Source organism: Cryobacterium flavum, from assembly GCF_900103805.1.
Lineage (GTDB): Bacteria > Actinomycetota > Actinomycetes > Actinomycetales > Microbacteriaceae > Cryobacterium > Cryobacterium flavum.
Window position 1 is genome coordinate 43,263 of record NZ_FNIB01000010.1, and the last position, 14,175, is coordinate 57,437.

The following is a 14,175-nucleotide window of genomic DNA, read 5'->3' on the forward strand; positions in this document are numbered from 1 at the left end:
CTCCGCCTAGCGGTGGGCTATTAACATGACGTAAGCATGTCCTAATTTAACAACGACAGCAAATGACCGTCACCAACTATCTACCGAATCTCGGTCAGGTAGGTGGTGTAACCGGCCCCGCGCAAGGCGGCACGGATCGGTTCGGCGCCAGCGGACCCAGCCACGGCGATCATCGCGCCGCCTCCGCCTCCGCCGGTCAGCTTGGCACCGAGGGCACCGGCCCGGCGGGCGATGGCGACCATCTGCTCGAGCTCGGGACTCGAGACTTGCAGGGCATTGAGCAGGCCCTGGTTGATGTTCATCAGCTCGCCCAGTTCGACAGTGTCGCCTCGGCGCAGGGCGTCGGCCCCCTCCCCGACCAGGGAGTCGATCTGATCGAAGATCGCATCGTAACGCGCGGGGCGCTGCTGCCACGCCGCGCGCACGGCGGCCACGGTGTGCGAGGTCAGGGCGTGCATACCGGTGAGACCGATCACGATCGGAATCGGATTCGGTGTGACGATGTCGCGGATTTCGTGACCACTCGGAGCATCCGTTTTTTGAAAAAGAATCGGCCGACCGAACGTGGCAACGGTGTTGTCGATGCCGGACGGTGTGCCGTGCACGATCTTTTCGCACTCAAATGCCAGACTCGACACTTGCTCGTCGCTGAGCCGAATGGAGAAGCACTCGGCGGTCGCCCGGATGAGAGCGACGGCGAACGCGGCCGACGCCCCTAGACCGCTCGCTCGCGGCAGCTCAGAAAACACGTCGACCCGAACGCCGGATTGCGGCAAACCCAGACGTGCGGCGATCAACGTGGCGACCCGGTGTGAGACGTCGGCGCTGATCGGTTCCTGCACCGAACCATCCGCGTCCCAGTCGGTGATGATCGGCGCCTGCCCAGGCGTACCGCGCCCGACCTCGGCGCGCACCGTGAGGCCGATGGGCGCGGCGATGGCCCGCCGACCGTACACCACGGAGTGTTCCCCGAGCAGGATGATCTTGCCGTAACCGACGTGCCCGGCCGCACCCTGCGGTGCACGCGTGGGGGGCATGGCTGTTACTACGGCGGCGGGGGCGCTGGCGGCCAGCGGCGGGGCTTCAAGGTCTGCCAGAATTTGCCGCGCCTTCCACACCTTGATCTCGCCGCCGACGACGAGCTGCTCCACAACCTCATCGAAGCGCGCCGGGCTGGTGCCGGCGGCCACCGCGACCGCCCGGGCGTGCAAGCGCATGTGCCCGTGTTGGATTCCCGTGGTGGAGAGCGCTTTGAGCGCGGCCAGGTTTTGGGCCAGCCCCGCCGCCGCCATGACCTCGGCCAGTTCGCGCGCCGACCCGATTCTCAGGATGCTGTGGGCGATTCGCACGGCCGGGTTTGATTCCACCTGCCCGCCGACCGTACCCACCTTGAGCGGCATCGTCAGCTCGCCGACCAGGTCACCAGCCGAGTTCGCCCGCCAGGTCGACAACGGCGCGTAGTGCTCACCGCGAGCGGCATAGGCGTGGGCGGCCGCTTCGATGGCTCGCCAGTCGTTGCCGGTCGCGATCGCGACGGCGTCGATGCCGTTCATGATGCCCTTGTTGTGGGTGGTAGCCCGGTAGGGATCCAGCTCGGCGAATTCGGCAGCCAGAATGATGCCGTCACGAACGCGGTCACCGGAGTACTCCCCGGTGGCCAGCGCTACCTGCGGGATGACCGCGCGGGCACGCACGAGGGCACGATCAGTCAGGTTCGAGAGAATGCGCAGGAACACCCGCCCCGTGCTGATTCGCTCGACCAGGGGCGCAATGCTCTCGCACATTGAGTTGACGAGATTCGCCCCCATCGCATCGCGGGTGTCGACCAGCAGGTGCACGACCAGCAGCTCACCGTTCTGCGCCGTCGCTCCCCGCAAATACACCTCGACACCGCGCGCGCCGCCGCCGCGGGCGACCATCTTCGCGTGGCCGCTGTTGGCGAGCCGCAGAATTTGTTCCGTCTGCGCGAGCAGAGCTAGACGCGCCAACGCCGGGTCGGCGACGTCAACGACCTGCACCTGGCCGATTAGTAGCGGCTCATCGGCCGTGCTGGTAAAACCGCCGTTTTGGCGCACCAGAAGCGCGGTGGAACTGACCGCCGCCACGATGGACGGTTCCTCCACCACCATGGGAATCAGGTAGTCGCGACCGTTGATCTGAAAATTGAGCCCGAGCCCCATCGGCAGGGAAAACACGCCGATCACGTTTTCGGTCAGTCGGTCAGCGGTTTCGGCGTCGAGCAGCCCGGTACCCGGCTGCAACATGGCATAGTCGGCATCGTTCAACGTGCCGCGTTTGTGCAACAAATCCAGTCGTTTCTGCACCGACAGCTGATAGAACTTCGCGATGCGGGAGCCGGTCATAACCGGGCCCCTGGCGCGCCGAATTCCAACGGCACAACGGATGCCCCGGCGTCGGCCAGCGCACTTTCGAGGCGTTCGGCGGGCGCGCCGCTCGCGCTGAAGGCGAGCCCGACGTCGCCGCCGCCGGCGCCGGAGGTCTTGAACACGCCGCCAGCACGCTCGGCCACCGCGCGTAGCTCAAGGTGGCGCTCGGTCACGATGCCGGCCTGGGCGTGGGCGTCGAGCAGGGCCAGCGCCGTGAAGTAGTCATCGACCAGGCGCAGAAAACCGTCGCGGTCGGCGAGCGCTGAGTGCGCCGAGTGGGCGAGGCGGATCAGGCGCGCCAGGTCCTGGTCGTGCTGCGCCGGATTCTGCACGGCAAAATCGTTGACCCGACCGACCAGATCGGTCGTCGCCGAGCCAGCACCGGTAATCACGGCCACAAGGCTGAGGTCGCTGGGCCACTGCATCTGCACGGGCGGAGTCTCGACGGTGTAGGAGAGCAGACCGCCGTACACGCTCGCGGCGACATCCCCGCCGCTGCCCGTGCCGTGTTGCGCGGCCCGATGGGCCGAATGAGCCAGAGTGAACAGCGCCTGCCGATCGAGGTGAAGCCCGGAGGCCTCTGCCAGGGCCGCAGTGAGCGCGCTGGCCACCGCGGCGCTTGATCCGAGCCCCAATTTATGGCCATCGCGCACGAATGACGAGCTGTCCATGCTGATCTCGAACGGGCCAGAGCCGGCTGTACACGCCCGCACCGCCACACGCACCGCGTCGAACAGGCGCAGGGTCGAACGGGTATGCGCGTCGAGGGTGGCGGGAAGGCGACCTTCCTCATCGAGGTCGAGATGCTGGATGCCCACGCTGGGGGCGTGCAGCCGCCACGACCCGGCAGGTATGACGGTAACGGTCACCCGACGATCGACGGCTGCCAGCAGCGCCGGCGCCCCGTGCAAGACGGCATACTCCCCAAGCAGAAACAATTTTCCGGGTGCCGACGACGAAAAGGATGCCACGTCAGTCCAACCGGTAGGCGCTCGGGCCGAGAGCACTCGGGCGTACCTCGTGCACTCCGGCAACGTTCGACAGCGCCTCCTGAACCAGGGGCACATCCCCGGGTAGGCAGAGCACCTTCAGCTGCGGCCCGGCGTCGATGGTGAAGTAGGCCGGCACGCCGGACGCGCGCAGATCCCGAACGGCGTGCATCGCCGCGACCGTCGCGGCGTTCCAATAGATCAGCGCCGGCCGGGTGGTCAGCATCAGGGCGTGCAGCTTGAGGCAGTTGTACTCGGAGAGTTCGCCCAGCCGCACGAAGTCGCGGGCGGCGATCGCGGCCCGCATATCAGCGAGATCACCGGGGGCCGTCGCCAGCCAGGCCGGATAGAACGGTGAACTGGCAGCGCTAGCCCCCATTCCGACGGTGGAGGTGATCGTTTTCGCACCCAGCTCGGTAATGACGACAACCACGGCGAGCGGCCAGTCCGCGCCGGTCAGCAGCTGCACGGCGTAGGAATCCGAGCCGTCAGCGGCGCTGCCGGCATGCATCTGGGCGTAGCCCCCGAAGATGGAACGGGCGGCCGAACCGGAGCCGTGCCTGGCCAGAATCGACAGTTGCCGGTCGGTGAGCGTGAGCCCGGCAGCGCCACTGGCAGCGACGGCGAGAGCGGCGAAACCGGATGCCGACGAGGCCAGCCCGGCTCCGGTCGGAAAATTGTTCGCGGACTCCACGACGGCGAACAGGTGCGTTCCTCGGGCCTGACGCACGAGATCGAGAACGCGGGCGACCTTGGTGGCCTCCTGCCGGCATCCGCTCAGCCAGAATTCATCGGCAGCGAGACCCGAACGAAAGGTCACCCGGGTATCAGTGAAGAGGGCATCGAGGGTGACGGAAATCGATCCGACCGCTGGGGTATTGAGAACGACATCGTTCTTACCCCAATATTTGACCAGCGCGATATTGCTATGTGCGCGGGCGCGCGCCGTAGCGCCGGCCTCGAGGGTCTGTGACACAGGGCTGCTCCGATCGGTTCTGCCTCTATTTTAGCCGGGAGCCCCGACGGTATCCGGCCGAACCAGCCCGCGCCGGACTACTCGCAGCTTCGCCGACTAAAATGACGGTGTGTTCACGACCCGGTGCGGTCAAGCAAGCACCTGAAAAGTTAAGTAGACTCAGTTGGCTCCTGGAATAAGTGGTTTTTCCCTCTATCTCCCGCCGTATCGCGTGCAGCTCGAAGCGTGGTGTGCCTGGAATGACCAGCCTTGGGAGAAATTCCGCTCGGTGGTCGGCCGAAGTTTTCGCATGCGCGCCCCCGCGCAGAGCGTGTACACCTTTGCCGCCAATGCGGTGTGGCGCCTGATTCGGGACTACGACATCGACCCGTCCCAGGTTGGGCTGCTCGCGCTCGGCACCGAGTCGAGCACCGACAATTCTGCCGGCGCGGTCATCGTCAAGGGCATGGTCAATGAGGCCCTGGCCGCGGCCGGCCTGCCTCAGTTGGCTCGGGACTGCGAAGTGCCCGAATTCAAACAGGCCTGCCTGGGCGGCGTCTACGGCGTGAAAGCTGCGCTGCGCTATCTGGCAACGGATGGCCGCGGTCGCCAGGCCATCGTGGTGTGCGCCGATATTGCGGAGTACGCGCGCGGCGGCAGCGGAGAGCCCACGCAGGGTGCCGGCGCGGTCGCGATGCTGCTGGAGAGCGACGCGCGCCTGCTCGAAGTGGACCTCGCCGCAGCCGGCAGCGACTCCGACTACCGCGTGGCCGATTTTCGCAAGCCGTTTGCCCGTTTTCGCAATCAGCCGGCGCGCGATGACGGACAGGTGCAGGATCTGCCCATGTTCAACGGACACTATTCCACCAGCTGCTACATCGATGCCACCCACCACGCCATGACGGCCATGCTGGAGAAACGCCCCGGCCGAAGCCTCGACTATTTTCACGACATCGACGCGGTTTTCATGCACCGCCCATACCACCAGATGCCAACGACCGGGTGGGTCATGGCCTTCCTGTTCGCTCTGGCTCATGATGACGACGGCCATGACCAGTTGCGCGCACTCGCTGCCGACGCCGGTGTCGATGCCGATCTGCTCCTCGAGGAGCTGCTCGCGCCATCACCGTTTCACGGTAACGGCGCCGATCTCGCCGAAAACACCGGCGACGTTTTTCCCCTGGCCCGCAAGGTGCGCAACCAGCTGCGCAAAACCCCGCTCTGGGACACGCTCGTCGAGGACAAGCTCAGGCTGGGCTCCGAAGCCATGCGCGACCTCGGTAATCTTTACACCGCTGCTCTTCCGGCCTGGCTCGCCGCTGGCCTGCAGCAGGCCCTGACCGATCGCATCGAGCTGACCGATCAGAACTGGTTGGCCCTCGGCTACGGCAGTGGCGACGCTGCGGAGGCGCTGCCACTGCGCGTTGTCGCCGGCTGGCAAGAAGCGGCCAGGCGAATCAATTTTGAGTCAGCCTTGGTTGGCGCGATCGATCTGAACGAAGCGCAATACATCGATGTGCACGAGGGACGCCGCATCGAAAATATCGCCCCGCCCGCCCGCGATGAGTTCGTGATCGATCACGTCGGCACGTCGAATGGGCCGGACTTCTTCGATGAGGGCGTCGAGTACTACCGCTACGTCGTCGGCAGCGCCGAATGAACCAAACGGGGCAGACCTGCGCCGACCGCGTTCTGCCTCTCGCTCCTACTCGGTCGTGCCGATCGCGGGCTCGCCCTGCGCGTGCCGGGCACGCAGCCACGGAATGAGGCCGCCGACCAGGAGCATCTCAATCTGGCGGGTCGAAAGCTCGTGCCGCACGGAATAAGTCTCATCGCGGGTGGTGTTGCGAACGATAATCTCGGTGCCGTTGGTGAGAGCCTCGCGAATACCGTCGAGCACCAGCACGTCGCCCTGGCCAATGCGGTCGTGATCGGCGGCATCCGTGAATTGCAGCGCGAGCGCGCCGAAGTTCGCCAGATTCTGCCAGTGGATACGCGCAAACGAAACCGCCAGCACAACCCGCAGCCCGAGGAATCGCGGGGTGATCGCTGCGTGCTCGCGAGAAGACCCTTGCCCGTAGTTCGCCCCAGCGACGATCATGTGACCGGTCGTGTCCCGGGTGAGTGCGGCGCGGGTTGGGTAGGTAGGGTCGACCTGATCAAAGGTGAATTCGGCGAGCTTGGGAACGTTGCTGCGAAACGGCAAGACACGCGCACCGGCCGGAAGAATCTCATCCGTTGAAATATCATCGCCGACAATCAGGGCAACGGGAGCCTCGATGCGTTCGGCGAGCGGACCGAAGACGGGCAGCGACGAAATGTTTTCGCCCTTGACGAGCGCGACGGTGAGCGATTCCGCAGCGGGCAGCGGCGCCTCCAGCATAGTCAGGTTGACGCTGGAGAACTCCGGCAGGGTGATCGACGGATAGTCCATGTTAAACAGGTCAGCGAGATCTCTCGGGTCGGTGATTTTTCCGGTCAGCGCGGCTGCAGCCCCGGTCTCTGGGGAGCAGAGGTAAACCGAGTCTTCTTGCGTGCCCGAGCGGCCTGGGAAGTTGCGCGGCATGGTGCGCAGGCTGATGCTGCCGTTGGCCGGGGCCTGTCCCATTCCGATGCACCCCATGCAGCCAGACTGGTGCAACCGCGCACCGGCCCCGATGAGATCGAGGGTGGCGCCCATCTTGGTCAAGTCCTGCAAAATCTGGCGGGAGCTTGGGTTGACGTCGAGCGACAGCCCGGGGAACGACTGCCGCCCCTTGGTGATCGCCGCGACGATCGCGAAGTCTCGCAGACCTGGGTTAGCGGATGACCCGATCACCACTTGCTCGACCGGTCGGCCAGCGACTTCGCTGACCGGAACGACGTTGCCCGGCGAACTGGGCAGGGCGATCAGGGGAACGATCGAGGCCAGGTCTATCTCCTCGGTCACGTCGTAGGTCGCATCAGCATCGGCGAGTAATTCCACGAAGTCGTCCTCGCGCGCCTCGGCGCGTAAGAATGTGCGCACCTGGTCATCGGCCGGGAACACTGTCGAGGTCGCGCCGAGTTCGGCACCCATGTTCGCGATCACGTGCCGATCCATGGCGGTCAGGGTGGCCAGCCCCGGTCCGTAATACTCGACGATGCGGTTGACGCCGCCCTTCACACCGTGGCGACGGAGCATTTCGAGAATGACGTCCTTGGCGCTCGTCCACGGCGGCAGCTGCCCGGTCAGGCGCACGCCCCAAATTTGGGGCATGCGAATGTAGAGCGGTTCGCCGGCGATGGCGAGCGCCACTTCGGTGCCGCCGACGCCGATGGCGAGCATGCCGAGCGAGCCGGCCGCCGGGGTGTGGCTGTCCGAACCGACCATGGTCTTGCCGGGGATGCCGAAGCGCTGCATGTGCGTCGGGTGCGATACCCCGTTACCGGCTTTGGAGAACCAGATGCCGAAGCGTTGGCAGGCGGATCGCAGAAAGTCGTGGTCTTCGGCATTTTTGCTGTCGGCCTGCAGCAGGTTGTGGTCCACGTATTGCACCGACACTTCCGTGCGGGCATAGTCGAGACCGAGTGCCTCCAGTTCGAGCATGACCAGGGTACCGGTCGCATCCTGGGTCAGGGTCTGGTCGATTCGCAGGCCGATTTCGGTGCCGGGAACCATCTCCCCCACTACCAAGTGCGAGGCGATCAGTTTCTGAGCGACGTTGTAGGCCATATTGACTCCCTTGCTCTTGTGCGGGTCCGGTGTCGACAATCACGCATCGACGTTGTGCGCAGAGTCTCAATCTACGCGAATGCGGGATTAACGACCAGCGTTTGAGGGCGTGTGAGCAAGAGACCAGTAAGGGCCGGCTGGCAAGGGACCAAGTCAGGCTCCCATACGATAGATCACGTGAGTAGTTATGCCCAGGTGCGCCCAGAACAGCGCACGCCGATCGCACGGTATCGGCATTCGCTGTGGTTGCTGACCGAGCGCGACCTGCGCGTGCGCTACTCCACCTCGGTGCTCGGCTACTTCTGGTCCATTCTCGATCCGCTCGTGATGGCCGGCATCTACTGGTTCGTCTTCACTCAGGTGTTTGACAAAAACGTCGGCACCGACCCGTACATCGTGTTCCTGCTGGCCGCCCTGCTGCCCTGGATGTGGTTCAACGGCGCCGTCTCGGACTGCACCCGCGCTTTTCTGCGCGAGGCAAAGCTCATCCGTTCCACCCGCATCCCCCGCACCATCTGGGTGAACCGCCTCGTACTCTCCAAAGGCATCGAGTTTCTCGCCTCGATTCCGGTGCTTGCCCTGTTTGCCATTCTGTACGGCGCCGAGCTGAACGCCGACGCGCTGTTCTTTCCCCTCGCCATTCTGATTCAGGCCGCCCTGACCGCGGGTGTCGGCCTGCTGGTCGCCCCGCTCGTGGTGTTCTTTCGCGACCTGGAGCGGGCCGTCAAACTCATTTTGCGTTTTCTGTTCTACGCCTCCCCCATCATCTACAGCACCACGGACCTGCCGCCCGAACTGCACTTCTGGGCCGCCTTCAACCCGTTGAACGGCATCTTCAGCCTCTACCGGGCAGCGTTCTTTCCCGAGCAACTCGACTGGTTCGCGGTCGCGATCAGCGCAGGTCTGTCCCTCCTCTTTCTCGGGCTCGGACTCCTGGTCTTTCGCCGCACCGAACGCGCCGTTTTGAAGGAGATCTAGTGGCCCAGGGGAAAGCGCCCATTCCAGGAATGCCGGTGATCTCGCTACAGGATGTCGGCATCCGCTTTCGCAGGAATCGGCGCGGACGTCGCAATTTCAAGGATCTCTTCGGCGCCAGCAAACGCCGCAGCCGGCCGGGCGAATTCTGGGCCCTGCAGCACGTCACCTTCAGCGTGCAACCGGGCGAAGCCATCGGTGTCGTCGGGCGTAACGGGCAGGGCAAGTCCACCCTGCTCAAACTCGTCACCGGCGTTGTGCTGCCCGACACGGGTACGGTGCACGTGATCGAGGGCGTCGCGCCGCTGATCGAAATCACCGGCGGGTTTGTCGACGACCTCAGCGTGCGCGACAACGTGTATCTGACCGCGGGCCTGCACGGCATGACCCGCAAGCAGATCGCCGCACGCTTTGACGAGATCATCGAATTCGCCGAGATCGCCGATTTCATCGACACCCCGTACAAGCATTTGTCGAGCGGGATGAAGGTGCGCATCGCCTTCGCGGTGATCTCCCGGCTCGAAGAACCCATTCTGCTGGTCGACGAGGTGTTGGCCGTGGGCGACAAGGCTTTTCGGGAGAAATGCTATCGCCGCATCGAAGAACTTCTCGCGGGTGGTCGCACCCTGTTCATCGTCTCGCACAATGAACGCGATCTGCGGCGATTTTGCACCCGCGGTCTCTACCTCGACAAGGGGGACTTGGTGCTCGACGGGCCGATCACCGACGTGCTCGCTCGCTATAACACCGACTACGGCGTCAAGCCTGCAGCCTGACCCTACCCAAGTCGCCGAGTCGCGAGAGCTTCCTGGGAACGACGAAAGTCGATCGCGATGTAGGCGTCGCGAGTCGGCGGTAGCTGCTCAACTGCTAGACCGGTCACGAGCTCACTCAATTCGAGTTGCAGCACGGCCGCCAGCCGAATAAGAGTGTACATCGTCGGGTTGCCGTGACCCCGGTCGATGCGGGCGTAATTCGAAACGTTGAGTCCGGCGAGCAGAGCGACGGACTCCTGATTGAGCCCGAGCGCCAGGCGGCGCTCCCGCAGGCGGAGGCCGAGCAGTCGGGAGGCTTCTGATTTGGGCTCAAGCATTCCTCAGTTGTAGTGGCACAGAGGACTCTTGACTAGCGGGTGGACATTTGGCGAAACATAGTATTTGTAGTTCGGCGCCCGCCCGCGCGTCCAACGCGCGCCCCTCTGCACCACGTACACTCAACGAGACGCAACCGAGGAGAGCGAGCAATGGCCAGGAAGAGCACACCGATGCTGTCGTCGACCGGCGGTACTCCACAGGGCGGCGCGCTGCCGAACGGGTTCGTCAGGGGCTTCGATCGGGTTCTGGCCGTTCACCGACCGGTTGTGCTCGCCCATATTCGCAGCATCCGACGGCGCAATCCCTACGCCTCCCCCGAGCAGATCGTGCGCATTCTGGAAAAACGCTATCTGGCAGCCGTCACGGCCGGCGGCGCGGCTGTGGGCGCCACCGCGGTCATCCCCGGCGTCGGCACCGGCATCACGCTCGCCCTGTCTGGAGTGGAGACCGCCGGCTTTCTCGAGGCGACCGCGCTGTTCACCCAGTCGGTGAGCGAGGTACACGGCATCGCGGTCGAAGACCCGGAGCGAGCCCGCGCCCTCGTCATGACCATGATGCTCGGCCGTGAGGGCAGCGATCTGGTGCGGCAGCTCGCCGGGCAGGTGACCGGCGCGGGAACCGCACGAAACACCTACTGGGGTGAGCTCATCACCAACAGCCTGCCCCGCGCAATACTCGGCCCGCTGACCGACCGGCTCAAGAGTGCTTTTCTGCGCCAGTTCGCCACCCGCGGCAGCGCCAGCCTGCTCGGCAAGGCCCTGCCGTTTGGCATCGGAGCCGTGATCGGCGGTGCCGGAAACCACATTCTGGGCAACAAGGTCATGCACGCCTCACGCCTCGCCTTCGGCCCGGCACCGGCCGGTTTTCAGCCGGATCTGGAGCCCCGGGTGCGCGAGATCACGGTACGCGAAACGCGACGGGGCAGGTCGGTGGCCGCCGTGCCGACCGCGCCGCCGGCATCCGCTTCGTGGCCGACGGATCCCTCAGCCACGTAGCGTCGCGCGCCCGACTGCTGCACGCGCTGTGAGCGGATGCTCGCGCTGCCGGCCTGCCACGCGCGCGTGCAGCACCTGGCCGCGTCGCTTCACTACTCGGCGTCGGGAATCGACGCCGGGTCGGGCACAATCGCGATATCAGCGTCGTGCACGGCCGCGAACCGATCCCACTCCTCCATCAGGTGCGCAACGGCCGCGTGCAGTCGCTCCGTCGCGACGCCCGGCGTGGTGTCGCCGAAGTAGCGCTGCACCCACCCCTGCAGGCGTTCCACCACAGCCTCATCGTGCGTGAGCCGTTCGACGGCAGCCGCGATGCCGGCGGCGTTCTCGGCGTGCAACCACTCGCAGTCCGAGAGATACCCGCTGGTGTCGATCACGGCCGTCGGGTTCACCGGACGGGTGATGATGAGCGGCTTACCGGTGGCGAGTCGGTCGTAGACCATGGCGGAGATGTCGACGATGGCGACATCCGCTGCGGCCAGTTGCCAGCCGAGGTCAGGGCCCGCGTCGTAGACGTGCTGCGCGTGCGGGTTGCGGGCGTTGGCCGAAGCGATGGCGGCGATGATGCTCTTGTTGGCGGCACCGTAGGTGTGGTCGACGACACCGCTGCGCGGGTGCGGCCGGTAGATGACCCGGTGGGTGCCGGTAGCCAACAGGGCGGTGACCAGGGCGACCCCGTGGGTCGCGACTGACCCGTAGGCGGCAGCGCCCCGGTCGCCCTCCCAGGTGGGGGCGTACAGCACGACCTGGCGTTCATCTGGAGTGTACGGCAGTTCACCACTGAAGTAGTCGGCCTGGGGTCGCCCGATCTTGATGGCGCGCTTGTCGAAGTCGTAGTCCCAGAGCACTCGGTCCAGCCGGGCGAGAGCGGCGTCCCCGGCGACGAAGGAATAGTCGTAAGCCTTGAACTGATTGGTGATCATGTACATCTTGTCGCTCTCACCGTGGTTGATGAAAACGTGCCAGCAGCGCCCGTAGCGCATCATCTGGAAGTTGCGCGGGTTCTGGTTGACGTAGAACACGATGCGAATGTCCTGCTCGGCCACAATCTGCTCGAGCTGTGGAACCGTGCGCACATAGGCAACGGGAACCGGTGACTCATCCATGAGCTTGAGGGTGCCGCCACCGGTACGGCTGAGCAGGAGCACCGGCCAGGTCTTGGCGAGTGTGGCGAGCGGCTGGTACCACTGCCGCATCTGGTACATGTTGACCGGCCCGTCGGCAAAGTAAACGGCGATCTTGAAGTGATTATCTTCGCGCAGCTCGCGCGCCTTCAGCGGACCCTGGAGTCTGTGTTGGGCCTTGCGGGAGGCCACAACATCCTTGAACAGTTTGACTGCACGCCTGACGTCTTTCCGAATTACCACCGAACAAGACTACCTTCCGTTAAATGATCGGCGGGCGTCCGGCGCGGGTCATCCGCCAGACCGTGCGGGCTCGGAGCGGATGCCGCGGCCCCGGATCGCTCTGCCACCCTTCGCGCCAGCCGCCGAACCAGGCGCGCAGCGCCGGCCGGTTGCGGGGCGCCCAGCGCAGCACCTGAATGGCCGTCCACGAGCCCACGTACAGAGGTACCAACAGGGCGGGCAGATTGCGGCGGGCCAGCCAGACCCGGTTGCGGGCGTTCAGCCGGTAGTAGTCGGCGTGCCTGGTGGGCAGTATCACCGGGTGGTTGGCGACCAGGTCGCCGGCATACCAGGCGACCCGGCCCTGGTCCCAGACCCGCCAGGCCAGTTCAATTCCTTCATGGGCGTAGAAAAACGGTTCGGCCCAGCCGCCGGTCGCGTCGAAAACCGCGCGCGGCAGCAGCACAGCCCCCTCCCAGACCGAGAACACCGGTCCGGGCGTGGTCGCTTCACCCTTACGGATGCGGGGAATCCACCGCCGCGGCGATTCGATTCCGGCCGGGTCTTCGACGCGGGGCTGCAGCAGCCCGATCGTCGGGTCGGAGCGCAGCTTGCCGATCGCCTCGATCAGAAAATTCGGGTCGGGAATGCTGGCATCGTCGTCGAGAAAAAACAGGTACTCGCCGGTGACGCGCGACACCCCCCGGTTGCGGCCGGCCGGAATGCCGAGGTTGCTGGGGAGCCCGAGCGTCTGCACGCCGGCCGGCAGCTCGGTCGGCTGCCAGCCGTTGCCGACACAGACCACGTCGAGCGTCACGCCCTGCTGTGCCAGCACCGAGCGGATGCCCCGGTCGAGGTCGACCGGACGGGTGCCCTGCGTGAGCACGACAACACCGACCGTCGGGACGGCCTCGTTAGGAACGGACACGTTTGGACGCCATGATGGCCACGAAATGCCCGATGAGTGACAAGAAAGCGAGGGGAACCAGAACGGCCAGCACGGCCCGGTCGACGAGCGGCTGCCCGACGAACAACCCGATCACGGCCGCGGCGAAGATCACCATGGTCAGTTCGACCGAGTGGTACAGCCGGTGGAATGGTACGAAGCGGGCCAGCCGGCGCACCCGGGCGATCAGGCTCGAGGTGGGCGTCTTCTCACCGTGGGTATCGGCGAGCTTGGTCAGGCCGGCATTGGAGCGGGCGACGTGCACCATGTCGTTGAGCGCCTTGTTCAGCACGATGATCAGGGCGAGCAGCAGCGCCAGGCTGGTCCAGAGAAAGTCGTCGGGCGATTCGAACGGGTAGGCGGCCGCCCGAATGCCAAGCGCGATGGGAATGAGCGACTCGGTGGAGTAGTGCCCAACCTTGTCCAGGAACACCCCGGCCGGCGAGGAAGTACCGCGCCACCTCGCCACCTCGCCGTCGCAGCAGTCGATGAGCATCTGCACCTGGCTGAGTGCGAGAGCGAGTAGCGCCCCCCAGATTCCGGGGATCAGCAGGGCCGCAGCGGTCGACCAGCCGGCCAGGATCATCAGCGCGGTCACACCGTTAGCGGAGATACGCGTCTTCAGCAGCATCCAGGTGAGGTACGGCGACAGGTCGCGCAGGTATAGGCTCGCCGTCCAGTGCTCAGCGTTGGCGCGCAGGCGCACCTCCGGCGGCTGGGCGACAGCGCGCAGATGCGCGATCGACTCCGGCCTGACAGCGGGGTCGCGGGCGATATTCGGCGAACTGGTCATC

Annotated in this window: 12 protein-coding genes; 4 read left to right on the top strand and 8 right to left on the bottom strand. The window is 65.4% G+C overall.

The window, feature by feature from the left end; translation table 11 throughout:
- Nucleotides 1–80: 80 nt before the first annotated feature.
- The 3 genes from BLS91_RS14615 to mvaD are packed head-to-tail and all read right to left on the bottom strand — an operon-like array spanning nucleotide 81 to nucleotide 4,352.
- On the bottom strand, nucleotides 81–2,363 hold the full coding sequence (locus tag BLS91_RS14615; protein ID WP_092341491.1) for a hydroxymethylglutaryl-CoA reductase, degradative: 2,283 nt from the start codon (nucleotides 2,361–2,363) through the stop codon (nucleotides 81–83).
- On the bottom strand, nucleotides 2,360–3,358 hold the full coding sequence (locus BLS91_RS14620; RefSeq protein WP_159433873.1) for a mevalonate kinase family protein: 999 nt from the start codon (nucleotides 3,356–3,358) through the stop codon (nucleotides 2,360–2,362). Before BLS91_RS14620 ends, BLS91_RS14615 begins: the two co-directional genes overlap by 4 nt.
- 1 nt (nucleotide 3,359) lies before the next feature.
- Nucleotides 3,360–4,352, bottom strand: coding sequence for a diphosphomevalonate decarboxylase (gene mvaD / locus BLS91_RS14625; protein WP_092341493.1), 993 nt, complete (start codon nucleotides 4,350–4,352; stop codon nucleotides 3,360–3,362).
- Between the two features lie 163 nt (nucleotides 4,353–4,515).
- Here mvaD and BLS91_RS14630 point away from each other — a divergent pair, with 163 nt between their 5' ends.
- A complete protein-coding gene (locus tag BLS91_RS14630) occupies nucleotides 4,516–5,991 on the top strand; it encodes a hydroxymethylglutaryl-CoA synthase family protein (RefSeq protein WP_092341494.1) in 1,476 nt (491 codons plus the stop codon).
- A 45-nt stretch (nucleotides 5,992–6,036) separates the two neighbouring features.
- On the opposite strand, the gene BLS91_RS14635 is transcribed toward BLS91_RS14630, so the two are convergent.
- Nucleotides 6,037–8,025, bottom strand: coding sequence for an aconitate hydratase (locus BLS91_RS14635; protein WP_092341495.1), 1,989 nt, complete (start codon nucleotides 8,023–8,025; stop codon nucleotides 6,037–6,039).
- Between the two features lie 177 nt (nucleotides 8,026–8,202).
- Here BLS91_RS14635 and BLS91_RS14640 point away from each other — a divergent pair, with 177 nt between their 5' ends.
- Together BLS91_RS14640 and BLS91_RS14645 are read left to right on the top strand one after the other, a co-directional pair.
- Nucleotides 8,203–9,003 carry an ABC transporter permease gene (locus tag BLS91_RS14640; RefSeq protein WP_233197408.1) on the top strand — a complete coding sequence of 267 codons (801 nt, stop codon included), beginning with the start codon at nucleotides 8,203–8,205 and terminating at the stop codon, nucleotides 9,001–9,003.
- 29 nt (nucleotides 9,004–9,032) lie between these two features.
- Nucleotides 9,033–9,776 carry an ABC transporter ATP-binding protein gene (locus BLS91_RS14645; RefSeq protein ID WP_174774971.1) on the top strand — a complete coding sequence of 248 codons (744 nt, stop codon included), beginning with the start codon at nucleotides 9,033–9,035 and terminating at the stop codon, nucleotides 9,774–9,776.
- A gap of 2 nt (nucleotides 9,777–9,778) precedes the next feature.
- On the opposite strand, the gene BLS91_RS14650 is transcribed toward BLS91_RS14645, so the two are convergent.
- Entirely contained in the window at nucleotides 9,779–10,093 is a 315-nt protein-coding gene (locus BLS91_RS14650) for a helix-turn-helix domain-containing protein (protein WP_092341497.1), read from the bottom strand.
- A 150-nt stretch (nucleotides 10,094–10,243) separates the two neighbouring features.
- On the opposite strand from BLS91_RS14650, the gene BLS91_RS14655 reads away from it, so the two are divergent.
- Nucleotides 10,244–11,089 carry a hypothetical protein gene (locus tag BLS91_RS14655; protein ID WP_369827292.1) on the top strand — a complete coding sequence of 282 codons (846 nt, stop codon included), beginning with the start codon at nucleotides 10,244–10,246 and terminating at the stop codon, nucleotides 11,087–11,089.
- A 92-nt stretch (nucleotides 11,090–11,181) separates the two neighbouring features.
- Here the strand turns inward: BLS91_RS14655 and BLS91_RS14660 are convergent, their stop codons facing one another.
- Genes BLS91_RS14660 through BLS91_RS14670 form a run of 3 tightly spaced genes read right to left on the bottom strand, consistent with a single transcriptional unit; the run spans nucleotide 11,182 to nucleotide 14,174 of the window.
- A complete protein-coding gene (locus BLS91_RS14660) occupies nucleotides 11,182–12,456 on the bottom strand; it encodes a CDP-glycerol glycerophosphotransferase family protein (RefSeq protein WP_092341498.1) in 1,275 nt (424 codons plus the stop codon).
- Between the two features lie 19 nt (nucleotides 12,457–12,475).
- Nucleotides 12,476–13,363: a glycosyltransferase family 2 protein gene (locus BLS91_RS14665; RefSeq protein ID WP_092341499.1), complete on the bottom strand. Its 888-nt coding sequence runs from the start codon at nucleotides 13,361–13,363 to the stop codon at nucleotides 12,476–12,478.
- On the bottom strand, nucleotides 13,350–14,174 hold the full coding sequence (locus BLS91_RS14670) for a CDP-alcohol phosphatidyltransferase family protein (protein WP_092341500.1): 825 nt from the start codon (nucleotides 14,172–14,174) through the stop codon (nucleotides 13,350–13,352). The genes BLS91_RS14665 and BLS91_RS14670 overlap by 14 nt, the downstream gene beginning before the upstream one ends.
- Nucleotide 14,175 lies beyond the last annotated feature (1 nt).

Coding starts and splice junctions, on each gene's coding strand:
- BLS91_RS14615 (WP_092341491.1), bottom strand. CDS start 2,363: ATGACCGGCTCCCGCATCGCGAAGTTCTATCAGCTGTCGGTGCAGAAA.
- BLS91_RS14635 (WP_092341495.1), bottom strand. CDS start 8,025: ATGGCCTACAACGTCGCTCAGAAACTGATCGCCTCGCACTTGGTAGTG.
- BLS91_RS14645 (WP_174774971.1), top strand. CDS start 9,033: ATGCCGGTGATCTCGCTACAGGATGTCGGCATCCGCTTTCGCAGGAAT.
- BLS91_RS14650 (WP_092341497.1), bottom strand. CDS start 10,093: ATGCTTGAGCCCAAATCAGAAGCCTCCCGACTGCTCGGCCTCCGCCTG.
- BLS91_RS14655 (WP_369827292.1), top strand. CDS start 10,244: ATGGCCAGGAAGAGCACACCGATGCTGTCGTCGACCGGCGGTACTCCA.
- BLS91_RS14670 (WP_092341500.1), bottom strand. CDS start 14,174: ATGACCAGTTCGCCGAATATCGCCCGCGACCCCGCTGTCAGGCCGGAG.